The organism is Spirosoma lituiforme (genome assembly GCF_054776635.1).
Window position 1 is genome coordinate 12,380 of the sequence record NZ_BAAHBO010000001.1, and the last position, 25,708, is coordinate 38,087.

Annotated in this window: 24 protein-coding genes and 1 other RNA gene; 8 read left to right on the forward strand and 17 right to left on the reverse strand. The window is 48.0% G+C overall.

Translation table 11 applies throughout. The features are described 5' to 3' along the window. Positions 1-175: 175 nt before the first annotated feature. Positions 176-1,528 (reverse strand): hypothetical protein, encoded by a 1,353-nt coding sequence (locus ACYU87_RS00045; RefSeq protein ID WP_461131979.1) that lies wholly within the window; start codon positions 1,526-1,528, stop codon positions 176-178. 211 nt (positions 1,529-1,739) lie between these two features. On the opposite strand from ACYU87_RS00045, the gene proS reads away from it, so the two are divergent. Further along, positions 1,740-3,212 carry a proline--tRNA ligase gene (gene proS, locus ACYU87_RS00050; RefSeq protein WP_461131980.1) on the forward strand — a complete coding sequence of 491 codons (1,473 nt, stop codon included), beginning with the start codon at positions 1,740-1,742 and terminating at the stop codon, positions 3,210-3,212. A 94-nt stretch (positions 3,213-3,306) separates the two neighbouring features. Here the strand turns inward: proS and ACYU87_RS00055 are convergent, their stop codons facing one another. Both ACYU87_RS00055 and ACYU87_RS00060 read right to left on the reverse strand, forming a co-directional pair. Beyond that, on the reverse strand, positions 3,307-3,846 hold the full coding sequence (locus ACYU87_RS00055; RefSeq protein ID WP_461131981.1) for a hypothetical protein: 540 nt from the start codon (positions 3,844-3,846) through the stop codon (positions 3,307-3,309). Positions 3,847-3,882: 36 nt separating this feature from the next. After that, positions 3,883-4,272, reverse strand: coding sequence for a PadR family transcriptional regulator (locus ACYU87_RS00060; protein ID WP_461131982.1), 390 nt, complete (start codon positions 4,270-4,272; stop codon positions 3,883-3,885). A 401-nt stretch (positions 4,273-4,673) separates the two neighbouring features. Between ACYU87_RS00060 and ACYU87_RS00065 the strand changes: the two genes are divergently transcribed. Further along, a complete protein-coding gene (locus ACYU87_RS00065) occupies positions 4,674-5,126 on the forward strand; it encodes an FKBP-type peptidyl-prolyl cis-trans isomerase (RefSeq protein ID WP_461131983.1) in 453 nt (150 codons plus the stop codon). A 75-nt stretch (positions 5,127-5,201) separates the two neighbouring features. On the opposite strand, the gene ACYU87_RS00070 is transcribed toward ACYU87_RS00065, so the two are convergent. Next, positions 5,202-5,594 carry a hypothetical protein gene (locus ACYU87_RS00070; RefSeq protein ID WP_461131984.1) on the reverse strand — a complete coding sequence of 131 codons (393 nt, stop codon included), beginning with the start codon at positions 5,592-5,594 and terminating at the stop codon, positions 5,202-5,204. Positions 5,595-5,761: 167 nt separating this feature from the next. On the opposite strand from ACYU87_RS00070, the gene uvsE reads away from it, so the two are divergent. After that, on the forward strand, positions 5,762-6,646 hold the full coding sequence (gene uvsE, locus ACYU87_RS00075) for a UV DNA damage repair endonuclease UvsE (protein WP_461131985.1): 885 nt from the start codon (positions 5,762-5,764) through the stop codon (positions 6,644-6,646). Positions 6,647-6,721: 75 nt separating this feature from the next. On the opposite strand, the gene ACYU87_RS00080 is transcribed toward uvsE, so the two are convergent. Beyond that, positions 6,722-7,060, reverse strand: coding sequence for a hypothetical protein (locus ACYU87_RS00080; RefSeq protein ID WP_461131986.1), 339 nt, complete (start codon positions 7,058-7,060; stop codon positions 6,722-6,724). A gap of 411 nt (positions 7,061-7,471) precedes the next feature. Then, positions 7,472-8,077: a T9SS C-terminal target domain-containing protein gene (locus ACYU87_RS00085; protein ID WP_461131987.1), complete on the reverse strand. Its 606-nt coding sequence runs from the start codon at positions 8,075-8,077 to the stop codon at positions 7,472-7,474. Positions 8,078-8,532: 455 nt separating this feature from the next. Here ACYU87_RS00085 and ACYU87_RS00090 point away from each other — a divergent pair, with 455 nt between their 5' ends. Beyond that, on the forward strand, positions 8,533-9,342 hold the full coding sequence (locus tag ACYU87_RS00090; RefSeq protein ID WP_461131988.1) for an SDR family oxidoreductase: 810 nt from the start codon (positions 8,533-8,535) through the stop codon (positions 9,340-9,342). A 110-nt stretch (positions 9,343-9,452) separates the two neighbouring features. Further along, positions 9,453-12,125, forward strand: coding sequence for an MGH1-like glycoside hydrolase domain-containing protein (locus ACYU87_RS00095; protein ID WP_461131989.1), 2,673 nt, complete (start codon positions 9,453-9,455; stop codon positions 12,123-12,125). A gap of 75 nt (positions 12,126-12,200) precedes the next feature. Here the strand turns inward: ACYU87_RS00095 and ACYU87_RS00100 are convergent, their stop codons facing one another. After that, positions 12,201-12,758 carry a DUF6580 family putative transport protein gene (locus tag ACYU87_RS00100; RefSeq protein ID WP_461131990.1) on the reverse strand — a complete coding sequence of 186 codons (558 nt, stop codon included), beginning with the start codon at positions 12,756-12,758 and terminating at the stop codon, positions 12,201-12,203. A gap of 200 nt (positions 12,759-12,958) precedes the next feature. Between ACYU87_RS00100 and ACYU87_RS00105 the strand changes: the two genes are divergently transcribed. Then, the gene (locus tag ACYU87_RS00105) at positions 12,959-13,942 is read left to right on the forward strand and encodes an alpha/beta hydrolase family protein (protein WP_461131991.1); all 984 of its coding nucleotides are present in this window, start codon (positions 12,959-12,961) and stop codon (positions 13,940-13,942) included. Between the two features lie 11 nt (positions 13,943-13,953). Here the strand turns inward: ACYU87_RS00105 and ACYU87_RS00110 are convergent, their stop codons facing one another. Continuing rightward, positions 13,954-14,595, reverse strand: coding sequence for a hypothetical protein (locus ACYU87_RS00110; protein ID WP_461131992.1), 642 nt, complete (start codon positions 14,593-14,595; stop codon positions 13,954-13,956). 172 nt (positions 14,596-14,767) lie between these two features. On the opposite strand from ACYU87_RS00110, the gene ssrA reads away from it, so the two are divergent. Then, positions 14,768-15,141: a transfer-messenger RNA gene (gene ssrA, locus ACYU87_RS00115) on the forward strand. Between the two features lie 90 nt (positions 15,142-15,231). After that, positions 15,232-19,008 (forward strand): hypothetical protein, encoded by a 3,777-nt coding sequence (locus ACYU87_RS00120; protein WP_461131993.1) that lies wholly within the window; start codon positions 15,232-15,234, stop codon positions 19,006-19,008. A 50-nt stretch (positions 19,009-19,058) separates the two neighbouring features. Here the strand turns inward: ACYU87_RS00120 and ACYU87_RS00125 are convergent, their stop codons facing one another. The 9 genes from ACYU87_RS00125 to ACYU87_RS00165 form a co-directional block, all read right to left on the reverse strand. Next, complete coding sequence (locus ACYU87_RS00125; protein ID WP_461131994.1) at positions 19,059-19,250, reverse strand: hypothetical protein; 192 nt, start codon at positions 19,248-19,250, stop codon at positions 19,059-19,061. A gap of 39 nt (positions 19,251-19,289) precedes the next feature. Beyond that, positions 19,290-19,811, reverse strand: coding sequence for an ATP-grasp domain-containing protein (locus tag ACYU87_RS00130; RefSeq protein ID WP_461133603.1), 522 nt, complete (start codon positions 19,809-19,811; stop codon positions 19,290-19,292). Positions 19,812-20,242: 431 nt separating this feature from the next. Continuing rightward, a complete protein-coding gene (locus tag ACYU87_RS00135; RefSeq protein ID WP_461131995.1) occupies positions 20,243-20,761 on the reverse strand; it encodes a hypothetical protein in 519 nt (172 codons plus the stop codon). Positions 20,762-20,830: 69 nt separating this feature from the next. Next, on the reverse strand, positions 20,831-21,658 hold the full coding sequence (aac(3), locus tag ACYU87_RS00140) for an aminoglycoside 3-N-acetyltransferase (RefSeq protein WP_461131996.1): 828 nt from the start codon (positions 21,656-21,658) through the stop codon (positions 20,831-20,833). A gap of 17 nt (positions 21,659-21,675) precedes the next feature. Then, positions 21,676-22,044 (reverse strand): nuclear transport factor 2 family protein, encoded by a 369-nt coding sequence (locus ACYU87_RS00145; protein ID WP_461131997.1) that lies wholly within the window; start codon positions 22,042-22,044, stop codon positions 21,676-21,678. Between the two features lie 51 nt (positions 22,045-22,095). After that, entirely contained in the window at positions 22,096-23,385 is a 1,290-nt protein-coding gene (locus ACYU87_RS00150; RefSeq protein ID WP_461131998.1) for a sensor histidine kinase, read from the reverse strand. A 233-nt stretch (positions 23,386-23,618) separates the two neighbouring features. Continuing rightward, on the reverse strand, positions 23,619-24,077 hold the full coding sequence (locus ACYU87_RS00155; protein ID WP_461131999.1) for a GNAT family N-acetyltransferase: 459 nt from the start codon (positions 24,075-24,077) through the stop codon (positions 23,619-23,621). 232 nt (positions 24,078-24,309) lie between these two features. Beyond that, positions 24,310-24,792 carry a hypothetical protein gene (locus ACYU87_RS00160; protein ID WP_461132000.1) on the reverse strand — a complete coding sequence of 161 codons (483 nt, stop codon included), beginning with the start codon at positions 24,790-24,792 and terminating at the stop codon, positions 24,310-24,312. Positions 24,793-24,805: 13 nt separating this feature from the next. Then, positions 24,806-25,180, reverse strand: coding sequence for a hypothetical protein (locus ACYU87_RS00165; RefSeq protein ID WP_461132001.1), 375 nt, complete (start codon positions 25,178-25,180; stop codon positions 24,806-24,808). Positions 25,181-25,708: the final 528 nt, after the last annotated feature.

Here is a 25,708-nt window from a genome sequence, read left to right on the forward strand (position 1 = left end):
AGTAGAAAACCAGTGGTTATCTGTATGTACTTGATCATTGTGTGAAAGTGGTAAAAGGTGCGTTTTGTCTGTAAGACAAAATCAATTAGCAGATGTTTAATATCCAGTATCAGTAAAACGAAAAATCCCACCAATTGGCTAATTGGTGGGATTTTATTTTTACAAAACTTTGGTTTTATCTCGGACCACGTCCACCGCCACCACCGCCGGAGCGGCCGCCACCACCGGAGGAAACTCCTCCTCCGCCACCACCAAAACTTGGTGCGCTGTAGCTCCGGCTTGGTGCGCTGTAGCTAGGCTGTTGATAGCTAGGCTGTGATTGCTGATAGCTGCTTCGGCTTTGGCTCTGGTACGATGGCTGCTGATAGCTAGGCTGTGATTGCTGATAGCCACTACGACTGCCGCTGTTGCTGTACCCGTTGCTTGGGGCTGTGTAGCTGCCCTGGTTATTCTGCCGGGGACGAGCGTAATAATCATTACCTGAGCCGTTGCTACTGTTGTAGGAAGGCGCTGCCGCCGTTGAATTCCCATTTGTACGTCCGCCCGAGCTGTTGCCATTGTCATAATAATAGGTGCCCCGATTATTTGACCGTGGGTTGGCGTAATAGCTATTGTTGCTCCCGTTGTTGTTGTTTGCGGATGCACTACCCGATGACGAGTAACCTCCCGAACGGCCACCATTGTTAGTAGCTGCCCGTGGCGTATTAACAAAAGAGCCATTGTAGCCACCCGAAGCCGATGTACCGTTGCTGAAACGTGGACCTGATGTCCGATTGTTCCGATATGGATCTGCACCCGCTACATATACATTGTTTACGTAGACCGGACTGCCATAGTACCCGCTGTAGCCTCCATAACCAAAGGGAGAATAAAATGGACTGCCGAAGCCACCAAATCCGCCGTAGGAACTGTAGAACGGATCGTAGCCACCGTAGCCGAAGGGCGAGTAACCAAATGGCGAGTAGGCAAACGAGTTGCCATAAAACGGCGAGTAGAACGGACTACCGAAGCCCATCCCGAAACTGTTGTACCCGCCATAGCCACCAAACGCACCCATGCCTAAACCAAGACCCAGTCCACTGTAAAAGCCAGTGTTGTTGAATCCCCAGCGGTTCCAGCTGTAAGCCGAGGTGGTAGCAGAATTGTAGCCGTTTACAAAACCGGAATTATAGGCATTCGTACCCGTATCATTCCAGCCCGGATCGGGAGAAAGACCACGATTTAGTTTGCGGGCACTCAGGTCAGCATAATACTCGTCCGTATTGCTGCTTCCGTTCGAATTGTATTGCTGATCGTCAACGTAATCCGGATTGGTATTACGGGATAACCGTTGTTGCCGACGCGATTGCTGTGGTGCTACCGCCGAATAGTCAGATGAGTTGCTGGCATACACGGCAGCGTTGCCGGAATTGCCGTACAGATCATCCGTTTCGCCTGCATTTTGGGCCGTTTGCTGGGTGGAGCTACAACTCCAGATGCCCATCAGCGCGGCCAGCGATAGGTAGCGATATAAGGGTTGCGTTTTCATTTGGCCAGGGAACTGATGTAGTAAAAGCTCATATAGAGAACTCTTTCAATATATAACACAGGATTGACCTGTTTGATTACAAAAATAGACTAAAAACCTATCTTTGCAAGTTCTTGTACGTTAGATTCCATTTTGTTACCAAAGGTTTAAATCTATTTCAAATAAAAGGTAGAACGAGCCATCACCCTGACTCGCTCTGACCCGTTCACGCATGGCAAAAGCGCTTCCGTCCCGTAGTGAAAACTACTCCGAGTGGTATAACGAATTAATTAAAAAAGCCGACCTGGCCGAGAATTCGGCGGTGCGGGGATGCATGGTCATCAAACCCTACGGGTTTGCGATCTGGGAAAAAATGCAGCGGGCTCTCGACGATATGTTTAAAGAGACCGGTCACCAGAATGCTTATTTTCCGCTGTTTATTCCCAAATCCTTTTTGAGCAAAGAAGCGTCGCACGTAGAAGGGTTTGCTAAAGAATGCGCAGTGGTTACGCATTACCGGCTCAAAAATGCCGAGGATGGTTCGGGGGTGATTGTTGACCCGGAGGCCAAACTCGAAGAAGAACTCATTGTTCGGCCAACGTCGGAAACGGTGATCTGGAGCACGTATAAAAACTGGATTCAGTCCTACCGCGACCTGCCGCTGTTGATCAACCAGTGGGCCAACGTCGTGCGCTGGGAAATGCGTACCCGGATTTTCCTGCGTACCACCGAGTTTTTATGGCAGGAAGGCCACACGGCCCACGCTACCTCGGAGGAAGCTCAGTTCGAAACCCGGCAAATGCTCGACATCTACGCCCAGTTCGCGGAAGAGTGGATGGCCCTGCCAGTTATTAAAGGGACTAAAACCGCCAACGAACGGTTTGCCGGAGCCGATGATACCCTGTGTATTGAAGCCATGATGCAGGACGGCAAGGCCCTCCAGGCAGGAACGTCTCACTTCCTGGGGCAGAACTTTGCTAAGGCATTCGAGGTGCAATTCCTGAACAAGCAGAACCAGCTAGACTATGTTTGGGGAACCTCCTGGGGGGTATCAACGCGGCTGATGGGGGCGCTGATCATGGCGCACTCCGACGATGATGGCCTGGTATTGCCGCCAAAGCTGGCCCCCATTCAGGTGGTTATCGTACCGATTTATCGAAGCGAAGAGCAGCTGGACGCCATTTCAGCCAAAATTAAACCGTTGGTGCAGGCGCTGAAAAAGGTTGGTATTTCGGTTAAATACGACGACTCCGATGCGAACAAGCCCGGCTGGAAATTTGCCGAATACGAACTTCGGGGGGTTCCGGTCCGGTTGGCTATGGGCGGACGTGATCTGGAAAACGGGACCGTTGAGATTGCCCGTCGTGATCTGAAAACGAAAGAAACGGTCCCCTTTGATGGGTTAGTTGAGCACATACAAAACCTGCTCGATTCGATTCAGGAAACCATCTATGCCAAAGCGAAAGCATTCCGTCAGGAAAACACGTTTACCGTAGACACATTCGACCAGTTTCAGGAGCAACTGGAAAAGGGCGGTTTTATCATGGCGCACTGGGACGGTACCAGTGAAACCGAAGAAGCCATAAAAGAAGCCACTAAAGCCACTATACGTTGCATACCATTCGATCAGGAACCCGAAGAAGGAATCGATGTTTTTTCGGGTAAACCGTCGAAGGGGCGTGTGGTATTTGCCCGGGCCTACTAAAGCTTACAGGTAGTCATCGCTGAGGTTGTGCCAACGAGCCTGGCCCGTTAGCACAACCTCAGCGATGACTGATTGACATTCTTTTCGTACACATTTACTGTAGTTGTCTGTGCATCAGTACTTGCTGTTGTCGGCGCGTGCCTTGCAGATACCAGCTAACGGTAGCAAATGTGACCCCACTCAGCCCAACCAGCCAGACAACTCCGCCCAGGCTCATATACGACCATGAATGCCGACTGATACCATCCATCATGGCCATCAGCATCATAAACAGGCCCAGCGCCATGATAAACGCGTTGCGCAGCGTTGTCGGATAAGCACGGCGCAAGTCGTACGCGCCGTATGCTTTGTTACGAAATTCGAAGACAATATCGTCCAGACTGGCCTGCTTCAACTGATCGTCGGTCATGGCCAGTTCAATCTGGTACGTTTCGCGTAGGTGCTGCACTGCTTTTACACTGGCCTGCTCCAGCACCGCGTCCAGCGCCTTATCGAAGGGAAGTCCTATCCAGATATACTGCTCCACTTCGCAGGCAAGGTGATCGAGTAGTTCCTCGGCCAGCGCATCGGAGGAACCGCTGTGGATCAGGTGACGATGTAAAATCGCCAGTTGTTGAGGGCTGAGTTTTTTCATGGTGTTATCTCAGTTTATACGCAGTAAAGAAGCTATTCAATGGCTTGTGGCTAAGTTGACCGGTAATTGTAGCAATGTGCGCATTGTGTCCATAAATCGTTCGAAATCAGATACTTTTTGTGCCGCAGCCTGCGTACCCTGTGGCGTTAAGGCGTAGTATTTTCGTAGGCGACCATCCACTTCCTCCGTTTCTGTTGTCAGTAACCCCTCCTGCTCCAGCTTGTGAAGCACGGGGTACAGCGCCCCGAATGTCAGGGTTATCTCGCCATGCGTCCGCTCTTTTACCGCCTGCGTAATCTCGTACCCATACATGCGGCCCTGCCGGGAAGTAGAGCGACCAGACGAGCCGGGCTGGGTATCGGAAAGCAGTTTCAAAACAATTGTTTTAAGGGTTCCCCTGAGGAACTCATTACCCGATGATTCCATACTGGAAAAAGACCGTTTTGTGTACTATCTACTGTAAATATATATAAGTTTCTAATATATAAAAATTTGTCCTCATTTTTTTGCGATAAGGTGATCTATACGGCTCGAAGCTTAATCTTTTACGAAGAAATCCAGGAAGCACAAATCTCGTCAGCAGGCACAATACGCGCTGATTACAGAGAAAAAAAGAGTATAGGAATGTAGATCACAGGCCAGCTAATGAGCCATAAGGTTTTCGGTTAATTCACGATTTCAGACGCTGGGACCAACAATGCTGCATTGAAAAGTTTGAACTTTTGGCCTTAGTCGGTAGTTCGTCAAAAGTTAGCGTACAGCCCAACCCCAGCCGGAAGTTCCGGTATTTTTACGGCGACGTTTCTTACCACAAACAACATAACAATATGGCACAAGCAAAATCTGGCGATACCGTTCAAGTTCACTACACCGGAACCCTGAGCGACGGAACCGTATTCGATTCATCAGAAGGCCGATCGCCCCTGGAGTTCACTGTTGGCAGTGGTCAGGTTATCAAAGGGTTCGACGACGGTGTGACGGGTATGAACCAGGGTGAAAAGAAAACCATCAATATCCCGGTGGAAGATGCATACGGCCCCGCCAATGAAGATATGATTTTTACACTGGAGCGGTCTGATATTCCGGCCGATATTCCGCTTGAAGTGGGCACGACGCTCAATATGCACGAAGACGGTAACCCACGCCCGATTCCGGTTATTATTCGGACGCTGACGGACACGAACGTTACGCTCGATGCCAATCATCCGCTGGCCGGACAGGACCTGACATTCGACATTGAACTGGTTGGCGTAAAATCGCCTTCAGGACTGATCTTGTAAGTGCGTAAGGTACTTGATAAAACCAGTGAAATACATAAGCTATGTGTTTCACTGGTTTTTTTTGCTCCTGCTGGCCTACTGCCTGATCAGGTTTTCCAGTTCACGCAACGCTATATCGATACCACGGGTATTGGCGCGGGCTGCATAGGCGACAAGAGCCACGGTAATGGCCCCGACATTTAGCGCAACCGGCAAATCGTCAAGTTGTTGCAGACTTATTCGGGCTTTGTGAGTCCCTTCCAGGATTCGGCTGGTCGTCTGGTTGGCATTCGTAAATGCGGGGCGGGTTGTTCGCATCCGAATCGCCTGCGCGCGGTCTAGTAAACTGGTTTGGTACGCATTCAGGTCCAGCTGCTGCTCATGCGTCAATTGGGCCCAATGAATCACCTGAAACTCATTTAACGAACGAGCCATATTGCTATAAGCCGATGCAAGATCATTGATCTGTTCAGGGGTAAGATCTTCCATATGTTTTCTGACCTGGATCAGCTTTTTGGAAAGGGCATGTGCCCCGTCCGCTGAAGATAAGTCACATCCGGCTTTTTTTCGTCTGATTCACCGACTTTTGAACTAACGGTAAAAAGCCAAAACCGGACTATTGGAATTTACGTTAAGCCTGGATGGAAGAATTACCAATGAATGCTGGGTACGCCTGCATTAACCTGAGTCTCCAGGCTGACAAAATCACCAGTAATCGGGGAATGATCAAGAAGACGTTTACCGAAAGAGGACTGACGTACGCTTCGGAGCTGGCGTTAAAGAATGTTCAGGATTTATTGACAATCGTTGATTGGAACATAGAAAACGGGTTTCGTCTATTCCGCATTTCGTCCGATATATTTCCCTGGTCGTCGGAGTACCGGTTTACGGAACTACCTGACTATACGGACATTCGGGAAACGCTGCAGGAAATTGGAAGCCGACCGATTCGGTTGACGGCTCATCCGGGTCCGTTCAATCAGCTGGCGGGGCAGGGGAAAGTGCTGGAAAATACAATCAAAGATCTCGAAGCCCAGTCGGAAGTTTTTGATCTGATGGGACTCACACCATCGCACTGGAATAAAATCAACTTTCACGTGGGGGGCACTTACGGGGACAAAAGCCTGACACTAGCGCGGTTTGCCCGCAATTTTAATTTACTCTCCGAGAACCTGCGCGCCCGGCTCACCGTAGAAAACGATGACCGGGTAAGCCTGTATACAGTGCAGGACCTGGTTTATCTGCACGAGATCATTGGTATTCCCATTGTGTTCGATTACTTCCACCATGCACTCAATCCGGGTCAACTCACGGAAGAGGAAGCGTTCGTCCTGGCGTATAATACCTGGGATGTCAGGCCGGCTTTTCACTTCTCCAATTCCCGCCGGGACTACGAAGACCCAATGGCCCGCCGGGAAGCCCATGCCGACTGGATCTATACACCGGTAAACACGTATGGCAGGGAAGTGGACATCGTTTTTGAGTGCAAGATGAAAGAACTGGCGATTTTACGAATGAGAGGGAACGGAACAGTTCTATAACCCATCGGTTTGTCTATCATTCTGGGCATTCGTACGAACACCCCGCCAGCTAACAGGGTGTTCGTACGAATCATATTATTGTATTGACTCTAACGATTGTTCTAAACTGGCTTCAGCGGACTGTCTGCTTGCCGATGTGCGAATCCGACGCCCGCGTGTTTGCTCGTCCGTTTTTGTCGAACCCGCTTTTCCGAGCTTTTTCAGGGGGGGGCCTTCTCCCCGAAGCAGGTACTCGGCAGAAATTCTGGGTTCTGCCTGGCAAATCCGTTCCAATATTTCCAGACCTGGCTTTGTTCTCCCCCCAACTATGTTATAGATAGTCATTCGATTGAACTGATGGTCAATCAGGAATTTGTGGGGGGTGGTCTTCAGCGCAATAAATATTGCTTTAAGTTTTTCATTTATGGGAACCATGGGTGCACTGTTTATAGATTTTGCCAAATATACATCTCTCCGTGATCTAGGGAAAAGTTTGGCCAAAAAAAAAGTGCATATTATTACGATAAGTGTATATATAGAGTCGTTGCGCGCTGTTTAATTAGGCATATGTACATTGTGTAAATATGTATTGGCACAAAGAGTGTATTAAGTAACTGAAACTGGGCAAGCCCGCTGAAATCAGTCAATTAGTAGACTAAGAGAGCTGGCAAACGGACAATAAATAAGACAATCGGGTAGTAATAAAGCAAAAAGCCCGCTGCGTTTCGCGAGAAAGCAGCGGGCCGGAATTTGGTGGTGGCCAGCTTGTCCGAAAAGCGTAGCCACGCGTAAGTTGAGAAAGTGTATTGAAGGGCCGGGGGCGAATGACGCCACACGATAAATCGCCTAGTGCTGGATCGCTACGCGAGAAATGAACTTCTTCTCGGATGGACCAACAACAAACGTATAAGCACCATCAGGAAGGCCTGACAAATCGAAGCGACGAACCGAACCTTTGAAGGTGTCGGTCTGTACCAGAACATTCTGAGCGTCGTAGATGGCTACGTTTGCTTCGTTAATGTTCTTGGCAGGCAGAACTACTTCAATCTTGTTCTTTTCGTAAGCCGTCAGCGTTGGCTCGGTCATTTGTTGCAGGCTGCGTTCGTCAACATTGAGCGCATTGGCTTTGATCGTCAACGCCTGCGACATCCACCAGTTGTTGCTGCTGGCCGTCAGAAAATACTGACCATCCGGCAAATTATTCAGGTTGAACGAAGTAGCCCGTTTGGCATTTTTAGAAATCAATCCCCGGTAGAGAACGTTGCCGTCGGCGTCAACTAAGGCCACGTCAACCGATGCTCCCGGCTGTGTATAAATGCGTACTTTCTTTTGCTCGGACTTCTCAACTTTCACACCATTCATTCCTGATCCTGTGTCAGCTTTGGCATCTCCCATGCCTGCCAGACTCATTGCTGATAAAAGAACAGCTACTGCTAAACGGAATTTTTTCATTGGTTTGAAATTTTTGTTTTACCGGGACAAAGGTGTGGGGTGAACCCTGTTTAATGCAAGAGGGCTATTGCTGAGAACCAGTGTTTTACGAAATATTCATTTTAAAATTATATTCCTTCTGAGCAAATTAGGGCGTTTGTTGGAAAAGTACAACAAGTCCATATTTTTTACTTATGAATTGTATTTTTCTAATAATTCTAATTTTTAGGACTCTGGTTTAACTTGGGTCTAGTTTGTAGCCTTATAATCCAATTTCCCGAAAATAGTACAAAAACGGCAGCAGCGACGAGGCTGAGTTTTTACGCCTTCTGGGGGATTAACAGTTGATTAATTTGTTGGATGACCACCTGCCACGGTGTAGGTTTGACCCGTAAAGCCCGTCGAGATTCCTTGCCGACTAACCCTAACAAAAGGAGGGGAAAGGCGCTTATAGAGTAAAACCTCATAAGAAATTCATGGAGCAGGTATTAAAAGGACAGATTGCCATCATCACCGGCGCAAGTAGTGGTATCGGGGCAGGGGTCGCCAAATCACTGGCCCTTGCGGGGGCTACCGTAGTGGTAAATTACCCCGGCGAAAGCAGTAAAGGCGCTGCCGATGCTGTGCTAAAAGACATAACGGATGCGGGCGGTGCGGGGATCGTTGCCCAATGCGATGTTACCAGTGAGGAGCAGGTAACCAAGTTTTTCGCCGATGTTGTCGCTCAGTACGGAACAATCGATATTCTGGTCAACAACGCGGGCTTGCAGCGCGATGCTAAATTCGACGAAATGACGCTAGAGCAGTGGAATACGGTTATCAATGTCAACCTGACTGGCCAGTTCCTGTGTGCCCGGGCCGCCATTCGCGAATTCCTGCGTCGTGGACCACGCCCCGACGTGTCGGCGGCAACCGGAAAAATCATCTGCATGAGTTCAGTACACGAAGCCATTCCCTGGGGCGGGCACATAAACTACGCGGCCTCGAAAGGGGGCGTTAAACTGCTGATGCAATCGCTGGCGCAGGAATACGGCGACCGCCACATTCGGGTCAACAGCATTTGCCCGGGTGCCATTCAAACCCCCATCAACAAATCGGCCTGGGAAACGTCCCAGGCGCTGAACAGCCTGATGACCCTGATTCCATACAACCGAATCGGGCAGCCTTCCGATATCGGTAATCTGGCGGTTTTTCTGGCTTCCGACCAGTCCGACTACATTACGGGTGCTAGTATCTTCATCGACGGCGGCATGACTGTTCTGGAGAGCTTCGCTGACAATGGATAGGGGTGGAGATGTATGATGTAGGATATAGGATTACTGGAGTTCATGTATCATATAGTTTACCGCATACATCCCACAATATACACCATACATCGTAAACCCTCATCATTTCCTTGACCACCGAACACCAACGTTTAGAAGACCCAGCCTGGCGGCAGTGGGGTCCCTATGTGTCTGATCGCCAGTGGGGAACCGTACGCGAGGACTACAGCGCAAACGGAGACGCCTGGAACTACACGACGCACGATATGGCCCGCAGCTACACCTTTCGGTGGGGCGAGGAGGGAATTGCCGGTATCTCCGACGACAGGCAGCAGCTTTGTCTGGCCCTGTCGCTCTGGAATGGGAAAGATCCTATTCTGAAAGAGCGGTATTTCGGACTAACCAACGCCGAGGGCAACCATGGGGAAGACGTTAAAGAGCTTTATTATTACCTGGATAACACCCCGTCGCATTCGTACCAGCGTATGCTTTACAAGTACCCGCAGGCGGCCTATCCGTATGAGCAGCTTCTGCGCGAAAATCGACGCCGGGGTCGGTTAGATCCTGAATATGAATTGCTTGATACGGGGCTGTTTGATACGGATCGCTATTTCGATGTTTTTGTCGAATACGCTAAGGCGGGGCCGCAGGATATCCTGATGACGGTAACCGTGCAGAACCGTGGTCCGGAAGCCGCGGCTATACACCTGCTGCCAACGATCTGGTTCCGGAACACCTGGGTGTTTGGCGATGACTCCGACGGGGTGCCTAACTACCGGCCTTCGCTTGTACTACAGCCCGACAAAACCGTGTCTGTCGAAGACTCGGCCCTAGGCCGATACATCGTACATGCCGACGGTGATCCTGACTGGCTTTTTTGTGAAAACGAAACGAACAGGGCCCGCCTGTACAATTCGCATACGGGTTCCCGTTATCCAAAAGATGGTATTCACGATCACGTACTGTACGGGGCCGATACGGTGAATCCGGCACATACGGGCACTAAAGCAGCGGCCCATTACAAGCTAACCGTTGCGCCCGGCGGCTCGGTCGTTGTTCGATTGCGGCTCGAAGCGCCCGGTCAACCGGGTACGGGAATGGCATACCCTTTCGAGGATTTTGATCAGGTAGTTGCCCAGCGAAAAGAAGAAGCAGACCAGTTTTACGCCGACGTGCAACCCGGCGAGGCCACGCCCGATGAGCGGCTGGTGCAGCGGCAGGCGTTTGCCGGTATGCTCTGGAGCAAGCAGTATTACTACTATGACGTGTCGCGCTGGCTTGCCGGCGACGAGAACAGTCCACCTCCGCCCCCCGAGCGGATCCACGGCCGCAACCACACCTGGCTTCAGCTAATCAACGCAGGCGTTATATCCATGCCCGATAAGTGGGAGTACCCCTGGTACGCGGCCTGGGACTGGGCTTTTCATTGTGTAACCTTCTCCCTGATCGACCCCGGTTTTGCCAAGCAGCAATTGATGATGCTCACCAATGAGTGGTTCATGCACCCCAACGGTCAACTGCCTGCTTATGAGTGGAACTTCTCCGACGTGAACCCACCCGTGCAGGCCTGGGCCGCCTGGCGTATTTATCATCTTGAGCTGGAACGAAAACCGGCCCGGCCTGGCGAGGCCCGGCCTGGATTGGCGGGCGAGGAAGACCTGACGTTTCTGCGCGGTATTTTCCACAAGCTGATGCTCAACTTCACCTGGTGGGTGAATCGGAAAGATGAATCCGGAAACAACATTTTCGAAGGCGGCTTTCTGGGGCTGGATAACATCGGTGTTTTCGATCGGAACACGATCTTTCCCGGCGACAGCCATCTGGAGCAGGCCGACGGAACCAGCTGGATGGCTATGTACGCCCTCAACATGATGCGGATCGCGCTTGAGCTGGCCCGCCACGACTCGGTGTATGACGAGATGGCAACCAAGTTTTTCGACCATTTCCTGTACATCGCCGGGGCCATCACCAACATCGGCCATAGCAACATCGGGTTGTGGGACGAAGAGGATGCGTTCTTCTACGACCAGTTGCGCATGGACGATGGCACTGTGCAGCGGTTGCGGGTTCGCACCTTGGTTGGCCTGATCCCGATGTTTGCGGTTGAGGTACTGGACGATGAGCTGTTGCAGGCAAATCCGTCCTTTGCCAGCCGAATGGCTTGGTTTCAGGGGCACCGTCCCGATTTATACAACCAGGTATCGCGCTACACGGAAAAAGGTGTCGACCAGAAACGATTACTGAGCCTGCTGCGCGGATTTCGTCTGAAAGCCCTCCTGTCGAAGGTATTGGACGAGCAGGAGTTTTTGAGTCCCCACGGTATTCGGGCCGTATCGAAGGTATACAAAGACCATCCGTACGAGTTCACGCTCGACGGCACGACTTTCCGGCTCACCTACACCCCCGCCGAAAGCGATAGCGGTATGTTTGGGGGGAACAGCAACTGGCGTGGGCCAGTCTGGATGCCGGTCAATTACCTGCTGGTCGAAAGCCTGGACCGGTTCTACCATTATTTTGGCGATAGCTTCACCGTCGAATACCCGATTGGATCGGGTCGGCAGATCACGCTCAAAACGGCAGCACACGAACTAACTGACCGACTGATCAGTCTATTTACGCAGGACGCCGAGGGCAATCGCCCAGTGTTCGGTCAGCATGCCAAATACAAGGACCCTCACTTCCGGGACTATGTGCTGTTCTACGAATACTTCGATGGCGATAATGGCCGTGGGGTAGGAGCCAGTCACCAAACGGGCTGGACGGGTCTGGTCGCCGAATTGATTGATCGGAAGTACCGAAAATAAGCGTGCCACGGTCTCGTCAGGAAACCGTGGCACGTTTGTCGACGCAAGAAGAGCCTTCTGACACCGGTTACGACTCTACCGGTGTGCTGGCCGAAGCACCATAAACCGCTGCTGAAGCAGGTAGTAGCTTCCGAACAGGAGACCATTAAAGAACAGATCGCCAACCAGACCATTCAGAAAAAAGTTGGTGCCGTTGTAGAACGCCAGTCCGGCTACGTAGCAGCCCATCAGGCCAGCGGCCGTTTGCTGGTAAAAGGTGCTGCCGTACCAGACTGAAAAGTTGGTAATCAGAAAAAACAGAACAGACGAGGCTATGGAAGCCACCGCAATACGGCCGGCCGATGGCCGTTGCTGCGCTGTTTTCCGGACGGCCCACAGGCCCAGTGCCCAGGTCAGGGCAAAGCTGCCGTATACTGCGCCCATGGTTCCATGAAAACCAATAAGCGCGTCGCTCAGCAGCATAGCCGCCATAGGAACCGCCAGCCCCAGCCATTTCCGCTCAAACGTGGCCGCGCCAAACAGAGCCAGCGCTGCAATGGGCGTAAAATTCGGCCAGTGAGGCATCAGACGAAACAGCGCCGTTGCCAGAACAAGGACGGTGAGTGTAACCAGGCGGATTTGAAGTGGCTTCATGATAAAATCAGCAGTTAGGGGGTGGGTAAGTTAAGCACACAGCCCGAAATATGGTTTGGAAACGTTGGGCAAAAATCAGGCAGGTTGCTGTATGGTCAACAAAGGTAACTCCATAAAAAGACGCAGCAAAGCCAGGCCATGAACTACCTTTGCGAGGCAAACCGGGCGCATGGGTCCCGGATTGATTTCCTGTTTTCCCGATGACACATTTCGCCATTTCCGTCATTTCCCTGCTAGCCGTCTGTCTGAATGCACTCGCGCAAACGGAAGAACCAATGCAGTACCGCATTACCGTCCCCGCCGGAACCGAACTAACACTCGACGGCACGCTGACCCTGCCCGGCAACCGTAAAAAAAACGTGCCGGTGGTATTGCTCATTGCCGGCTCCGGCCCGACAGACCGTGATGGCAACAGTGCCTACGGAATGAAAACAAACGCACTTAAGATGCTGGCCGACAGCCTGGCCGCCAAAGGAATTGCCGTAGCCCGTTACGACAAGCGGGGATCCGGTACCAACCTGAAAGCCGCCCAAATGGTCATTAAGCCCGAGGAGTTCGTCTTCAGTCATTATGTATCGGATGCGGCCGGGATCATTCGCCAGCTACAGGCCGACAAACGGTTTTCGAAAGTCATTGTCGCCGGTCATTCAGAGGGGTCTCTGGTGGGCATGCTCGCGGCCGAAGAAACGAAGGCCGATGGATTTGTGTCCATTGCCGGGGCGGGGCGCAACATTGCCGACATCCTGAAAGAGCAGGGCCGTTCGGGGGGTAACCCCAAGGAACTTCAGGCAGAGATTGATGGCGCGCTGGATTCGTTGCGGAAAGGTCTGACAGTGCATCCCGTAAAACCGATCCTGAAGGCCCAGCTTTCGCCAAGAGCCCAGCCGGGGCTGATCTCGTGGATGAAGTACGACCCTGCCGTTGTGATCAAAGCGGTCAAAGGAGCCGTCCTTATCATTCAGGGCAAACAGGATTTGCAGGTAGCTGTTGCCGATGCTGAACGACTTAAAGCGGCCCGGCCCGATGCGACGCTGCTGCTGTTCGATCAGATGAACCATATCCTTAAAAACGTGGAAGGAACCGACAAGACGGAAAATTACAAAACGTATAACAGGCCTGAATTACCGATTACCCCCGGCCTCAGCGCGGCCATTGCGCAGTTCGTGACGAAGGGGCGTCACTAAAGGGCTCCCGCCTAATTAGCCGAATAATGGTGAAGAAAAGCGACGAGCCGTTCAAAGCGAACCTGCTCGTAGGGATTCTGCGTCTGCTGCACAAACACGTGCCGATACGTGTTGACCAGTTCGTCGAAATGCTCGTTGTGCGTCAGACTGGCCGTAATAAGTCCTTTGTAGCAGCGGTGCATCTGGTTGTACACATACGGACAGGGCTGGTCCGGCTGCCCGTTCAACAGGCGATCGACGGTGGCCAGGGAACAGGACGTTGCCAGAAAATCGAAGCCGAAGGAAATCAGAAATTGCTCGATCTGATGACAAACCAACAGCAGTTCCTGCTCTGACTGAATGCTGAATTGAACGGATGAAAAGCCGTTTACCTGAGCGATAGACGCCGTGAGGGTATTGGCGTCGGGGCTGCTGATGGCCTGGCTGGCCTGAAACTGCTGGGCAATTTGTTCGACCTGGTCATTGCGGCAACCCAGCTGAACATCCAGCAGTGTTTTGTTATCGTAAAAAGTAGGGTAGAAGGCGATGCTCTGAAACCCGGTATCGGTTGTTTTGCGGTACTGTCGTTTTTCGGGCAGCAACAAAAACTGATGACGTTGGAAGAAGGGCGTCAGGTACTGATACAGGAGAGAATCAAACGAGATGGACGTCATGAACGTATCGCCATAACGGCATTTTGTTGCACGTGCTGACTGTATAACTATTTGATAATGGATAAGTTTGACCGAATGATTAAAAAAACAGGCGATTCCGGAACCCGATCGGCGAACCAAAGCACCCTCAAACAAGTTAGATCAATGCAGAACGCGAAAGCGCTTCAGTTTTGGGGACGACCGGAATTGACAGCTTGCTGAGGTCGCGTGTAAGCATGCCGGGAGTTGACGGTATTTCCCGCCCAAACAAATCGTCAAAACAATAACTGGCGAATATAACTACGCCATGGCTGCCTAATCCGGAGGATTAAGCAATAGCCATTGTCTCCCCGGCCTACGTGCTGCTGGCTGGATCAGGAGGCATCGACTCGCAGCGCTGGCTCGGTTTATGGTGTTAACGGCCGAGTAAGACACAAGCACCTACGGATGAAGCTTGGTTTGGTACACACCGGGCCGATTCCCGACAATCCTAAGTGTACCTAAGCATGTAGAAGGCACGACGGGTTCCTTGACTGGACGAGAGTTCGAATCTCTCCGTCTCCACAAAATCCGCAAAAACCCCGAAATTGAGTCAATTTCGGGGTTTTTTTTTAGTGGCATCTTAAAATCACTTTTAAATTTAGTGACCATAAAGATATGAGATGGATAACTAGCACTGATTTGAAAAATTGGTCATCTACGCGTGACTGTCAAGAGAATCTACCTTTACTGATACGCAAACTGATCAGAGCAACTTCCTCTAACATAAATAATATACTTTTCCCATCGGGCGATAATGTGTTGTACGGTGGTTGGGACGGGGTGTTAAATTCATCAATTAAAACAGAATATATTCCACTTGGAACTTCACTTTGGGAGTTTGGAACCGAAAAAACAGTAGAAAAAAAGATAAACAAAGATTATGATAAGAGAAAAAATAATCCCCTAGGATATAATCCTGAGGAAGCAACCTTCGTATTTGTCACTCCCCATATATGGACTAATAAGGATAAATGGATAAAGTTGCGTAAGAGGGAAAATTACTGGAAAGATATTATAGTTTATGATAACGAATATCTTGAAGAGTGGATAGAACAAGCGCCAGCAGTTGGTGCATGGCTATCTAAGTATTTAGAAATATATCCAGATGGTGTAGAAGCCCTAGAGGATTTTTGGAATCAATGGATTAGCAATCCTAAACATAAAATTTCCCCTGGCCTAGTTACAGCAGGTCGAACTGAACAAGTGCAAAAAATAGCAGATTGGTTAGATGAAACACCTAACCTTTTACAAATTAAATCTACATCTAAAGAAGAGTCATTAGCGTTTTTATGCGCTGCAATAGAGTCCTTTCCACAAAAGAAAGAATATATTTATTCTAAATCATTAATAGTAGAAAATGAAAAGAATTTTAAGGCTATTGCCAAAACAAAGACAAACCTTATTGTTATCCCTTATTTTGAAGAAACTGTAGCTTTAAATCAAGCATTAGAGAATAGCAATCACGTCTATAATTCGCTTAGTTTAGAGTCAACAACAAATTCAGACGCTATAACTTTGCCTAGAATTGCCCGAGATGGTTTTTTGTCCGCGTTAGAACAAATGGGTTTTTCAGAAAGTGATTCACAAAAACTTTCAAAAAAATCTGCAAGGGTGTTATCTGTATTTAGAAGAATATTGCAGTACGACTATAATCAACCTAAATGGGCAAAAAGAGAAACATCCAAATATTTGATACCAATCTTGTTGGCAGGTAAATGGGATGGAAAATATTTAGGTGATGTTGAATTGATGAACGTTTTAACGGGAACCAATTATGACGATTTTATTTCGACTGCAAAAGCTTGGACAATTGAGTCTGATCCACCTCTTCTAACAATAGGAGATAAGTGGAGACTAACTTCACCAATTGATGCATGGTCAGCGTTGTCTCCATTTTTAACAAAATCAGATATAATAAAATTTGAAAAATTAGTTTTAGGCGCTATCGTTGAGAAAGAAGTATTGATAAAAAATGATGAAGGAATATTTGGAATAGGAGAATATTACAGAGGTCAAACTAAATATTCTAATTGGCTTAAAGAAGGGATATGTCAATCGCTTATTATGATTGCAGTTTTTGGAGAATCTTATCAACTTGATAGTATAGAGGATAAGCAAGATTGGGTCGATAAAATTATTAGTAAAGTTATGCATCAAATCGATGCTGAAACTATTTTTTCAATCAATCCCATATTAATGTTGTTAGCTGAAGCATCTCCAAAAGTTTTTTTATCATCATTGGGGAGTTCTTTAATGTCTAAATCGAATAAATTCACCTCATTATTCAAAAAAGGGAATGACCTATTTGCAACCCACCAGCATACTTGGTTGTTGTTTGCTCTAGAAATGTTGGCATGGGACCCCTTGTTATTAAACCAAGTTGTATCAATTCTAATTGAGCTTATAAAATTAGATCCAGGTATAACGATTGCTAATAAACCATCATTAAGCTTATATCATATATTTTTACCGTGGTGTCCACAAACGAATGCAGACTTAGATCAGAGAAATTTACTTTTAGAATCAATAATTAATAGAGAGCCAAAAATTGGATGGCAACTCCTGATCTCTTTATTACCAGGAGGCTCCAACTCTGGCTGGTTCACGACAAAATATCAATGGCGTCAAATCTCCCAATATGAAACAGAGGTTGTTACTTACAGTGACTTATACAAATCCTATGATACAGTCTTGACAGTTCTTTTATCTAAGATAGATGGTGATTTAGATAAGCTTTCAGACCTTTTTGATAAAATAACTCATTTGTACTACCCTGAAAGAGAAAAGCTTATTCAGTTTGCTTTAAGCCACAGTAATGAATTTATAGGCCCTAAATACAGAATAAATTTAAGTTTGAGAGATGCTATAATGCGTAGTCGTGCATTCATGGATACAAACTGGGCTTTGTCAATTGAGCATATAGAAAAACTTGAAACTTTATATAGTAGTCTATCTGATCCAAACGATCCGAGCAGATATACTTGGCTATTTGAAAGTTCTTGGCCAACAACAATAGAATACTATCACAGGAGTGAATCTTATAATGATAGAGAATATTTTGATTTATTAAAGCAGGAAAGAGTACAAGCGCTTAAAGTTATTTACACTAAGATGGGGATAAATGGTGTTTGGCAATTTGTGGATATTGTAAAGTTGCCAGAGTATGCTGGAGAAGCTTTTGCTAATATATTAGATTCGCAACCTATTGAAAATTGTATTTTATTATTACTTGATAGTGCTAATAAGTCACTTGTTGATTTTTCAAAAGGTTTTGTCAAGGAAATGTCTAAGTTGCTTAATGATGACTGGATAAAAAAATCTATAATTCAATTAAAGAGTCAAGACAACCAGGAAGAAAAAATTGCAATTTTTATTCTGTCTATTTCTCGAAAAGAGGGGGAAGTGATAAGTCTTATAAATTCTTTGTCGGAGAATATTCAAACTAAGTTTTGGCAGAACCATAACCCACATTTCTTCGGTGCATCTGACGAAGATATTGTATTTTGTGTTAAAAAATTAATAGAGTACAATAGATATGCCACTGCACTGACGATAAGTAACAGATTGAAAGAAGTTATGCCAAGCCAATTGATAGTAGATATTTTGCAGAAATTGGCTTTTGAAGGGTTGTCAGAATCGGAAAGTAAAAAAATTAGTACGTATGATATAGAAGAAGCAGTTAGCATAGTACATGAAAGAACTGATTTAGATGACACGGTTAAAGGAGGTATAGAGTGGCTGTATGTAAGGACATTGGAACATAATGATCCTGAAAAGAACTTAGTAATACTTCTCCGCGAAATAGAAAGATCCCCTTCTTTCTTTAGAGATTTAGTTGCATATAAATATAAACCTGAGGAGCCGTATCAAGAACTTGAAGAGTCAATTAGAGAAGATGTTAAAAATAATAGAGCTATAACAGCAATAACCCTATTATATGCCTGGCGTAAAGTGCCAGGTACTGATAGCCAAAATATAATTGACGATGGTATTCTGACAGCGTGGGTTCAAGAAGTTAGAGAACTGTGCTTGTCAGTAGGTAGATTAGGAAGTTGTGATCATGAGTTAGGTTCGATTTTTGGCCGATCTCCTTTATATGGTGCCTATTGGCCTCAAGAGCCTGTTTGTAAAATTATTGAGGAGATTGGTAATGAAAAGATACTAAGTGGTTTTCATACTGCAATTATCAATAAGAGGGGTGTGTACAGCAAATCAATTTATGAGGGTGGAACTCAAGAAAAAGCTTTAGCCGAACGGTACAAATTATACGCTAAAAGTATAATGAATAGATACCCGAAAGTAGCAAATGAACTCCTCAATGTCGCTAAAGCTTATGAACAACAAGCTCGGGGTGAAGATTATGAAGCAATTGAGAATGACTTAGAAAATTGACAGTTGATATGTCAGCCCTAAATCATTCTCTTTTTTTACTCATCACTTTTTCATTCTAGTGAACCGTATAAATGATCCCGATTTCGACCGCCACTAATGATCTCTCCTCTGTACTTCAAACTTGCTTTTTTCTGTGTTTCAAACCACTCTCGCTCATCTTTACTCATTGACTCACCTTTTTCGTCACGATCTAATAAGTGTTTGAATAAAGCTATACCGGTTAATTCTGGTTTGTCCTCCATGTTGAATCATTGATAGGTTTTGGTGGAAATTAAATTAATTTAAACTCTGATTCGACCGTAGCGTAGACGAAGAAAGGCTAACAGGGCCGCTTGCGTACCAGTCATTTTTTCGCCGTTTTGTTCCATTCGCGTCAGGGCAATATAATCGGGTGGATAAGTGCGAGCTTCGTCCTGCGTATCTGTGGTCGCTGGCGTTTGGCTAACAGCAGGTTGTGCTGTCTGTCCACTCTTAGTTTCGATGTGTTGTACCAGGTCAACAAAGTAGTTATAGCCGGTAATGTCGATAATACCCGTACCCGGATTGCCGTTGATCTCCGTCACATAGAAGGTGGGGGCTTTGCCATATTCCCGAATTATGTCCACCCCGGCAAACTCGAGACCGACTGCTTTGGCCGCCTGTATGCATCGTTGTTGTTCGGTCACTGATAAAGCGACCGCTCGACCGCTACCACCCTTATATAGATTATCCCTAAAATCGCCCTGGCTGGCCGGTCGCTCTATTGCTGATACGACTTGGTCACCTACTACAATCGCTTTTAAATCAGTTAGCTTAGCATTGATGCTGTTGTTGGCTTTGCCTAAATTACTTGTTTATACTATGTTGGAAATCTTACTTGTTTGAAGGGATAAGCGTTATATAAATTATATTTTGTATTACCTATTTGTTACTTTTTAAGATTATAGATATACTATTGTGGTTTTAGCTGTTACCTTTACGGATATTCATCAATACGTAATCTATGGGAAAAATCTTCTACTACATGCAGTATGTATATTCATCCGTATACCATTTGCTGTTTGCACCGGTGCAGGAACTGGATGAGTTTCTGGAGGATGCTTAACCGGCTTTTCCTGAAGGACTTAAGCAGTAATCCGTGAATTCTGTAAGCATTCAACCTGCCGATTGTCGGTTTAATAACCAAGGGTCAGTTGTTCAGACCTGTCGATTTTCTCGTGTGTCAGGAAACCCCGTCCGTTTGGGTATGCGCGGACTACTGCAAGCTATCAATCGTCTGCAACAAGCGCTGACGGGAAATGCGAGCCATGTCGAGCTGACTCTGGAAGAAAATCAGTGTACGCTGATGCCTCCTTTCCAGCACTTGCTTGCGGACAAGGGGTAGGTCACTTTTCCGGGACTCGACCAGCAGGGATTCGATACTGCTCAGTAGTAGACTATTCTGAACAATCTTATCTTCGCAGGCCACCAGTCGCTGCGTGGTCAGGGTCAACAGGTCCGTCCGATGGTTTTTGACAGCAGGTGAGGATTGGGCCAGGATGGATTTCCACTCGTATTCCAACGCCCGAATCGGTTCCAGCACAGAGCCACCATCAAAGGCGTCAATGGGTAGTGCCATACTGTCCCCATCATCAACGAGCCGGGCCCACACCAGTTTATCTCCTTTAGCTACGATTTTAGTCAGTATATCGAAACCCAGTTCAAGCCGATCAACGTTGCAGGAGAATTCATGAACAGTACTTTGCTGATCAACAGCGGTCAAATGCAGGAACACGGTAAAGAGATTAGGGGCTGATACGCAAATATACAAACACCGGTTCCAGATGTTTGGTAGACCATTCCTTTAGTGAGAGAACGGCCCGGCCTGTTGTTCCAGCCACCGGATGGCAAACGCTACGATGTCCGCAGCGGGTAACAGGACCGATGGGGCGGCCCCAACCAGCGCCTGCCGGCCTGCGCCACCCGCCAGAAATTCCCGAACGATGGTGCCGAAATAATCGTCGTCCAATCCGGCCACTACTGGATCGACGGTATCGAACTCCTCAATCAAACGCCAGTCAACGCGGCCGTTTACCAGCAGGGGCACCTCCATCCGGCGAACTCGTTTTCCCGGTAGTTGCGCCAGATGCTCGGCATGGTGGAGAATACTGATCGTGTCCAGCGGTGCACCGATCATCAGAATTTTACCGTCTTCCGCAACAAGTCTGGCAAAAGGTGAGTCCGGGCCATAGCCATAATCGAGTGGGTGGGGCGCTGTAAACCACTCGGCCCGGTGCCCGATGGCGACGACCGAAGCGCCAGGATTGAGGCTTCTCCGGGCACCGGGCGTTGTGCGCACAAACTCGGCAAAAGCGCCGTGGTCTTTGCTGGCCCGGGAGGTCAGGGGGTTAAATGGGGGAATCGCTGATTTCAGCTCCGCTGGCAGGTACCCCTGCTCATCCAGCGCATCTTCATACTGCTGGTCCCAGTTGACGTAGCAGAGAAGTGTTCCCGTAGGGCTAATCACGTCCAGAATAGCGCCAATGAGGGCATCCGGGCCATTGAGCATAAACCCTACTGAACGTAAGCCTGCGTGAACCATAACGGCATCGCCCGATCGGAGCCCGATAGCTTCCAGATGCTGATGCAGTGCATGACGCGTCCAATAATAAGAATCCCCCAGCAATAGCATTTCTTGATGTGGTATTGCTAGCTGTAATCGCTGATGCGCGTGAATTTACCGTCTTTCTGCTCAAAAATACTGACCCCGCGAAGGTGAATGGACTGACCCGCCTTTAGTCCGTTGGGGAAGTCCTGGGCCAGAGTCGCCTGATAATCTATCTCAACAGCGGCCGAATCGAGTCCTAATACCAAAAAGCGAATGAGTTGCCTGCGCTCGGAGAAGTAGGCTGCCGACTGGAACGCCAGCTGCTGAAATTCATCCCTGGATGTAGTTTTGGTGACACCTGCTGTATTGGAAACATTCTCGAAAATGATCTGATCATCCAGCAGATCAAGCATAGCAGGAATATCCTTTACATTATAAGCGTCAATGTAGGCTTGAATGGCGTCTTTCATGCTGACTTTTCGTGAATTAGTGATACGCTTTCATTTGGCTTACCGGTTAGATTAGCTGACTTCCTGATTCGACAGGAACCGAATGCGTACCAGCGTCCCCTTGCCCGGTGTACTTTCAATATCCATGCTGGCCCTGAGTAACTCACAGAGTTTTTTGACAATAAATAAGCCTAATCCTTCACTTTCCTTTTGCTGGTTAGCCGGCAGTACTTTCAAGGATTCGGTGGTAGGAGGTTCCTGAAGCGGATATTCATCGGCCCCACCTGATTGATGGGTGCTGGTGGGCTGACTGAGTGGCCTAAGCTGTTCCGCCAACAGACCAGTCGGGCTGTTTGGAGCATAGCCAGCCCCCGAATCCTGCACGCTCAAGATCCAGCGGGATTCATTTTCCTGCGCCCAGGACACATACACCCAGCCCGACTTGGTGTATTTAATGGCATTATAGAGTAAATTCTGTAGAATACGCTGAACCTTAACGGCATCACTGCGTGTCATCAGGGTTTCGGGTCCATCACCCTGCAAAACGAAATTACGTTGCTCTACCAGAGGCTGAGTCAGCGTGACACATTCCCGCAGGAGATCGGCCGCATTAAACTCGCTGATGGTCAGCTTCTCCTGACCGGCTTCAATACGGGCATAATCGGTCAGCTGAAGCAGCATATCCCGGATAGAAGCCAGGTTACGGTTCAGCATGTCCACGTATTTGTCGCGCTCCGTTTCCGTGTTGGGCAATTGTAGGAGGGTAGCTGCGCCCATCAGGGCGCCAAAGCTGGAGCGCAGATCGTGCGAATTGTGGCGCAGGTGTTCGCCCTGTCGTTTGCTCAATTGCTGAAGTTTGTCCAGCGACTCCTGCAGGCTGCTGGCCTGTTCGGCTGCGTTGGTCTGCCGGAGTTGATCGTAATACAGCACGCTGCCCCGGTTGCTTTCGGCTTCCAGCCTGAATACCTGTCGGTAAATCTCCGAGAGCGAATCGCCGGAAAGCTGTTTATGTTGCTGTTGAAAGGTTCGCACTTCATCCAGGATGATCCAGTACAGATGCTCCAGCTCCGTCAGTAGTTCGGGGAGCGAATAGCCACGTTGCCAGCGGTGAAGGCCATGTTCACCGGCTCGGGCAAGCGTATCGGATTCTTCATCTTCACCCCGCAGGCGCTGAGCCAGAATATTGAGTAAGGCGGGAGCCTGATCATTAAATTCTTCGCGGGGGAAACTGATCTTACTGCCCAGAGTAGCATCTTCCAGGCAGCGCGTGCGCCACTGATTCAGAATGGTTTCCCGGCGCATGTCCAGGTAATCGACCAGTAAAAGAATCAGTTTTTCGGAATCAGATCGGGCTTTGGCCATAGGGCAGAGTTGGTCTGTAGTACAGGACGGACAACGAGGATCGAGGCCCAAAAAGCACTTGAGTAAAGAAGAGGTTCTTACGGATTGAGCGAGTCCGGGGTTACCGAAGCCGCTGGTCAATGAAATACGGTATGTGTTTAAGTTGAGCGAGTGTATCGGTATTGTACAGGCTAATTTTCAGGGTGATCATCGTCGTTTTCAGGCTGCTTCTCTAACGAATGAGCAAGAAGGTGCTAGCCGAAGTGAAGCTTCATGCCTTCGTGAGAGTCGACAAATCCCAGTGATTCATAAAACCGTTTGGCTTCTGGTCTCTTTTTGTCAGTTGTCAATTGCAATACGTGAGCTCCTCTCTCTTTAGCTCGCTGAATAGCATACTGAACGATTTCACGGCCAATTCCCTGACCCCGGTAGGTAGATTTTACTCGAACTGCTTCAATCTGCGCTCTAGTGCCGCCCTGGTAGGTCAGGTACTGAATAAAGCTAAGCTGAAAGGTAGCCACCAGTTCTCCATCGTCTTCAACAACAGTCAGCTCTTGCTGTTTATCCTTTATAATTGCCTGAAACGCCTGTAAGTAGGATGCCGGAAGAGGAACTTCGAATCGTTCTCTAGCCACGCCTAACTTATCATCAGATAGCATTTCGACAACTTCGACAAGGTCTGGTGCAGTTGCTAATCGGTAGATTAAACTCATGGCTATTCAGTTATGTACTCAGCATTATAACACTGTACCGGTAAATGTACGCTTTTACACGAATGGACTTACCAAAATGATAGTTTTATCGGCCCGGATAGGTAGTAACCATACCGCTGAAACAAAAAAATACCAGTAATGCCCCACGTTGGTGAGGTATTACTGGTAGCAGTATTGCGTAGGTGAACTGGATTGGCGATTAAGCCTGACCAGTTGCTTACGTTGTATCGGTTCAGCTACTGGTCAGACGACTTAACCGGTCGCGATTTGTTCGCTGAATTGTCTGTAGCGAAACCAGATAATTCTGGTACCGCTTAAGCATGCGGCTATGACACATCTCCAGATTGGCCTGAGCGGCTTCGCTCCTGAATTTGTTTACTCTCGCCTGGAACCCCTGCTGAGTGGTTTCGATAGCCTGTTCAATCTGAGCGATGCTGGCTTCATTCCGTTCAATCTGCCGCTGGAACAGTTTCGTAAGCCACAGGTCGTGAATTAGTCGGTTGGCTGAAGCGGGAACCGGCTGGCTTACTTCATTCGGTGAGCCAAGAACCGGTGACGGGTGCGAACCGGCGGGAGGAACATCTGTGGGAATATCAATGATCAATTTGACCAGTATGGCTTGCTGCTCGCGCGTGGCCAGGTCAATGACCTGATTCGCCGTTGTGAAGACATACTGTTCCAGCAGCTTACTAAAGGATTGAGGAAGGTTTGTCATGGATATGGTTCGATTAAGAGGAAGAAACGTTCATCAATTGAAATCGCACGTTCGCTTTGTCAATCAGTCTATTCAGGCGCTGCGTGTGCCGGATGAGTTTCCGGATGGTTTGGGGGGATGTTTGGGTGCTGAGCCCCTCCAGAGCGTCCATTTCGACAAGTAACTGCTCCAGCTCCTTCTGCATACTCAGAATCAGCGTTACCAGAGAATCTGCCGGACATTGACCAATGTACAAAGGGCTACTTAGCTTCTCAGAATGGGGAGGGATAAGGCTGACCAGCTTAACATATAGTATCCGGAAGTTTTCGATGGCATTGATCCAATCCGTAAGGACCCGTTCAACACTGAATTTATCCAGTACTCCATCCGATGGTTTTTTAGCATTCATACGGGTCTTTGTTTAATTTTAGTGGATTCGAATTACAGAAACATTAAACAAAAAAAAGGAAAGCAGGCGTACATTCAAATTTATTTATTAACAGGTTTTGATATGTTGTGCATAAGAATACATTAAGTAACTACTTATGCTTCATTGGTGCATATTGGTTAACGATAAAAAGAAGCGATAGGCATAATTGCAAAAAACTTACCTGAATGTTGGTATAAATTGTGCCGATAAAAAATATTTGTTATACGGTACATCGTATTTTTCGTTGGTTTTCATTATTCGCTATCTGTAATCAGCTGCTGGAGTTAGTTAAATGGACGTTCGTGTAGTTGTGTGAAAAGCAGAACGAAACCAGAATCAGGTTGATTGTTTACGGAATTATTGGAGCAGCTGTTTTAACGAGTGGGTATTTCTATTGATCAGGGGAACGTTCAGTACCCTTTTTTTGGAAAAATACAGCATATTTACCCTCATGAACTTCCCGGGCAGATACCTTAAACTACTTATATCGATTCTATGCATAGCTGT